The organism is Desulfotruncus alcoholivorax DSM 16058 (assembly GCF_000430885.1).
Classification (GTDB): domain Bacteria; phylum Bacillota; class Desulfotomaculia; order Desulfotomaculales; family Desulfallaceae; genus Desulfotruncus; species Desulfotruncus alcoholivorax.
The window spans coordinates 1-4702 of the sequence record NZ_AUMW01000054.1 but is presented as its reverse complement, the minus strand read 5'-3'; the positions used below and the strand labels follow the sequence as shown (position 1 = coordinate 4702).

Below are 4702 nucleotides of genomic sequence, written 5' to 3'. Positions count from 1 at the left end.
TATTTGACGCATTTTCCATGCATATTAATTCGACAAATATGCTCCCAAATCCTTGAGATTATTGGATTTTTTTTCGTTCAGCAAGCCCTAATTAGGCATTGCCAGACGAAAGGGGTAGCAAGCGGATAGGGCGGATCTAAAAAAGGCTTAGCCATAATGAAAGTCCCTCATCTACTCGACCCCAGTATTTAATATGGCACACATTGGTTCATAGGTTTAAATATCGGAAAAATATTTAAAGAATCTAAAAAACTATAGAAATCATTTATTATCGCAAATATAATATAATAAAGTGGTGATTTTGGTAACAATTAAATTGAAAGGCAATTTATACATAAGTCACGATGATGCATGATAATTAAAAAAAGAGAGGGGTCAATCCTCAACCACATAACTATGGGTAAATTCAAAGCGATAATGATAAAAAAAATCAATATTTATAGCAATGTTTAATAATTTTGATTTCAAAATGTTTAATAATAAAGGATGCTTGCTTTAAGGTAGAATCATGTTAAATAATTCATAAGATGTTATTTATGTTTTGTATATATCATTCAAATATTAGTTTAGCTGTGAAACAATTAATGGTAAAATTGAAAATTGGTAGGTGTTTTGTATGCTTTTAAGAGACAACAGAGGCATTGCTTTACCGTTAGCGCTTATGGTTTTATTTGTATTGTCCTTACTTGGCGTGGCTGCAATGCAATACAGTATGGCACAGGCAAAATCTGTGGCCCAGGATGAAAGGATAATGCAGGCTTATTACCTGGCTCGATCCGGTGCTGATGCAACTGCGCAATTTATTAAGGACAATTACCGTAGCAATCCGGATGCTGTTAATTCATTAATTAATAAAATATCAGACCGGATACAATTAGGAGCTGGCGAATTTCAGGTTGAGGTAATAGGATCACTGGTTGACGGTGTAATAAGCGGACCTGTTAGAGTAAAATCAACCGGTTATGTGGGTGTAGTTCAAAGGGTTGTTAATACTACATTGTCTTTGACCGGTGACAGTACGGGGGATTCAGGCGGCGGCCATAACGGGGATGATGGAAACAATTCCGGTAATGTTCCGGCTCCTGCTTTTGACATGGCAATATTTGCCGACCAAAGTGTTGAAATGTCCGGTGGAGCTTATGTAAAAGGAACGGTGGGAACCAATACCACCCAAAATAAGGGGGTTAGCATGAACGGGGGTACCAGAATCGACGGTGACCTGTTTATAGGTCCCGGAGGTGATGTAGGTACTGTATTTTATAAACCAAGTTGGGGCTCGTACAAAGATTTTGTGACCGGAACGATACAAAATCTAGACTATGTTAGAAAATATACGTTACCACAATATCCGTCCTTCCCCAACCTTCCGCCGGCGGAAAACTCATCTTTGGAACTTAAAGGCGGCAGTAATAATGATTTAACGATTAATCCCAATTATTCATATACCAGCATAGATATTAAAAGTAATAGAACGCTGACAATAAATCTAAATGGTGGTGTTAGTGAATTAAGGGTTGGTAGTTTAAATATACAACAAGGTCATATTAAGCTGCAAGGAAGTGGTAAACTTATAATGTATGTTGATACAACATTTGATATGGGCGGCGGTTCAACTATCAATAATAACGGCAATCCGGCAAACCTTTTGATGTACTATAATGGAAACGATGACTTAAAATTAAGCGGCGGACAAAAATTTGTGGGTTCTATTTATGCCAATACCGCTGATATTGATCTTTCAGGCGGTAGTGTTATTGAGGGTAACATTATAACTGGTGGTGATAATGTAAAAATGAACGGCGGTACTTCTGCGCATGTACATGCCATATACGCACCTTATGCAGATTTTAATTTAACCGGAGGCGCTGTTTTAAAAGGCTCGCTTGTAGTAAAGAATTATGATTCTTCTGGTGGCGCTCAGGTTATATATGATAATTCATTTAACAATTTTCCGTTGCCGTTGGATAGCTTGGGCTATTATGAAGGTTACCCTGTTGATGATACTGGATCTGATGACTCGTCCGATGATTCAGGCTACCATCAAATTTGGAATTAAGACATAAAAATTGTTAATTAGATTAATCAGTGTATCGAACTTTACAATACGAGCCTGTTCCATTGGATGGTAGATAAGGGAGGAAATTATGCTTACTCGCTTTATTAATACATTAAAATCTGAGAAGAAAAATTCGGGTTTTACATTAACGGAGGTATTGGTTTCAGTTGCAGTGCTGACCATAATTGCGGTTGTCTTTACCACACTGTATACAAGTAGCCTGGCCAATTTGTTTTCAGCCGGGACTAAAAGCAATACCACATTTAACTACCAGCAAGAGCTTGAGAGTAAAATAGCCGGCAACGAACAAGGTGAAAATAAAACTTTAAACATGACTTTTAGAGATACAAATGGGAACCTTGCTGAAACAATCAATGTCGACGGCAAAATTCTAACTTCTGGGACGCTGACAGTATTTTCACCCGACCGGTAAAAAAGTGGAAAGGGGCACTGACATTGAAACGCAATCAACGTGGTTTTACTTTGATTGAACTGGTAATTGTGCTTGCCCTTTTGAGTGTGGTAATTGCTTTAGGATACACTATTTATTTTTTCGGAGTAAATTCTTTTACTATGGAAGAAGCCCAGTGGAAAGTACAAACTAATATACAACAAGCTGGAATGTTTATTACCTCTGATGTGCGCAACGCAATTGATTTGGAGGTGTTGGATAGCACTCCTGAATCATTCAACTTTTCTAATAATGATAATTACATTTATTTAGATAAGGTAACTGATGGTTCAGATACAAAATACCGGGTAAAAAAGAAGGATAAAAATGGTTCTACCGATATATCCGACGCTGTAATTGACGAATTATCCTTTACCCTTGATAAAAATGAAATAGGTAATTATACTCTAAACTTTAACATCAAAGGTAACCTTGAAGATGCCCATGGTTATAACATAGTTTCAAATGTTATGCTTAATAATACAGAAGCGCTTGACAAAAGTTTGGAGGGTAGGGATTTAAACCCCGTAGTCCAACCGCCAAAACGGATGGCGATACGATATGTTAAACCGTGAATGAATAAACTTTTCCTAATGAAAGGATCAAACATGCACATCAACGAGCTGCTCAAGCAGGCTGTGGTACAGGGTGCTTCGGATTTGCACATTTCGTCCGGCGCCGCCCCCGCCATAAGGTTAAACGGCAGGCTGCATTCACTGGATCTGCCGCCTCTACTACCGGAAGAAACAATGACCCTGGCTAAGCAGATTATGGGCGATGAAAAGTTCCATGCTTTGTCCGGAATGGGAGAAGTGGATTTATCTTAGATGTTTTTCCCTCAAACCAGCAGGAACAAATCAGGGTGCAGCTGTCCAGTACCCTGGCCGGGGTTATTGCGCAGCGCCTTTTGCGCCGTAAAGACGGCCAGGGCAGAATTGCGGCGGTGGAGATTTTAACCAGCACTCCGGCGGTGCGCAATTTAATCAGAGAGAAAAAGGTGCACCAGATCTATTCTTTTATGCAAACCGGGGCCAAGCACGGTATGCAAACTCTCGACGCTCACTTGCAGGAATTGCTCGCCAAAGACCTGATCACCGATGAAGAAGCTATGGAGCATGCCATTGACCTGGATTCCATGGCCAGATTCTTAAAACAGCGCTCACCTTAGTTTTTGCATAATAAGTCTGGTGTGGCTGTTGAATTAAAGTTATTTAACCGTAATAACAGCAGTATATATTTGACACCCATCATTCTTTACCTCTTGGTTTTTTAAAGGTTCTTCCCACCACCCGGTGATGATGTAATCATCTTCACCGGCTTGCTGGATGGAAAACCCGCTATCAAATTTGCTGTTCTTCAGCGTATTCTCCCAGATTTTTTTCCCTGCTGCGTCCGTTTTGACCAGGTAAAAATCATCTTGCCCGTCTCCGTGTGTATCGGTCCACCCGGCTACCATATAACCACCATCACTGGTTTGTTTAACGGTTTTGCCGGCATCCCAATTGGCACCGCCCAAGGTTTTTTCCCACTGCTTCTTCCCTTCGGCATTTGTCTTAACCAGGTAAATATCCTTACCGGTTTGGCTGGAAAACGTTTGCCCCAACACGATGTAACCTCCATCCCCAGCTTGCAGGACGGCTGTGTCGGTATCCCAATTTATACTGCCAAAAGTTTTTGCCCATACTTGTTTGCCGGTTGGATCCGTTTTGATCAGGTATATGTCGTAACCGCCGGCACCGGAGGAAAATGTTTGCCCGCCAATAATATAGCCGCCGTCAACGGTCTGCTGCACACATACGCCTGCATCGGTTTCTTTACCCCCAAAGGTTTTTTCCCACAGCCTTTGGCCTTCGGCATTGGTTTTAATTAAATAGGGTTTGCTGAACCAATCCTAATTTCAATTAAAACACTATAATGACGGTCGAACTAAAGCTAGATAATACCGAAATAGGTGCCGCAGAAAATAGAACAAAAGAACACGGAGTCTATGCTCCAAGTTCATCACCAGGAACTGTAGACAAATCACGCTTTCGGCGGTCTCTTTCAGGCGTGCCATAATACGAGCCAAACTGTAGCGCCGCTTCCCTTCGCCGAATTTACCTTCTACAGCATTACGTTCGCTGGCATCTTGCCGTTCCAGGCGTTTTTGTTCCTTCTCTATCTCTTTGTTAGCCGGTGGTCTCCCTAGCTTTGGT

At 40.9% G+C, this 4702-nt stretch carries 7 protein-coding genes; 5 read left to right on the top strand and 2 right to left on the bottom strand.

The window, feature by feature from the left end; translation table 11 throughout:
- Positions 1-616 precede the first annotated feature (616 nt).
- The 5 genes from H569_RS0116905 to H569_RS22935 all read left to right on the top strand — a co-directional run bounded on the left by H569_RS0116905 (position 617) and on the right by H569_RS22935 (position 3675).
- Complete coding sequence (locus tag H569_RS0116905) at positions 617-2056, top strand: pilus assembly PilX N-terminal domain-containing protein (protein ID WP_027365947.1); 1440 nt, start codon at positions 617-619, stop codon at positions 2054-2056.
- Between the two features lie 88 nt (positions 2057-2144).
- The gene (locus tag H569_RS0116900) at positions 2145-2489 is read left to right on the top strand and encodes a type IV pilus modification PilV family protein (protein WP_027365946.1); all 345 of its coding nucleotides are present in this window, start codon (positions 2145-2147) and stop codon (positions 2487-2489) included.
- Between the two features lie 23 nt (positions 2490-2512).
- The gene (locus tag H569_RS0116895) at positions 2513-3082 is read left to right on the top strand and encodes a prepilin-type N-terminal cleavage/methylation domain-containing protein (RefSeq protein WP_027365945.1); all 570 of its coding nucleotides are present in this window, start codon (positions 2513-2515) and stop codon (positions 3080-3082) included.
- 33 nt (positions 3083-3115) lie between these two features.
- Positions 3116-3334 carry a hypothetical protein gene (locus H569_RS22940; RefSeq protein ID WP_027365944.1) on the top strand — a complete coding sequence of 73 codons (219 nt, stop codon included), beginning with the start codon at positions 3116-3118 and terminating at the stop codon, positions 3332-3334.
- 35 nt (positions 3335-3369) lie between these two features.
- The gene (locus H569_RS22935) at positions 3370-3675 is read left to right on the top strand and encodes a hypothetical protein (RefSeq protein WP_027365943.1); all 306 of its coding nucleotides are present in this window, start codon (positions 3370-3372) and stop codon (positions 3673-3675) included.
- Between the two features lie 39 nt (positions 3676-3714).
- On the opposite strand, the gene H569_RS20850 is transcribed toward H569_RS22935, so the two are convergent.
- A complete protein-coding gene (locus H569_RS20850) occupies positions 3715-4299 on the bottom strand; it encodes a hypothetical protein (RefSeq protein WP_051273727.1) in 585 nt (194 codons plus the stop codon).
- Between the two features lie 117 nt (positions 4300-4416).
- On the bottom strand, positions 4417-4702 hold a 286-nt coding region (locus tag H569_RS0116875), incomplete at its 5' end, for a transposase (RefSeq protein ID WP_027365942.1).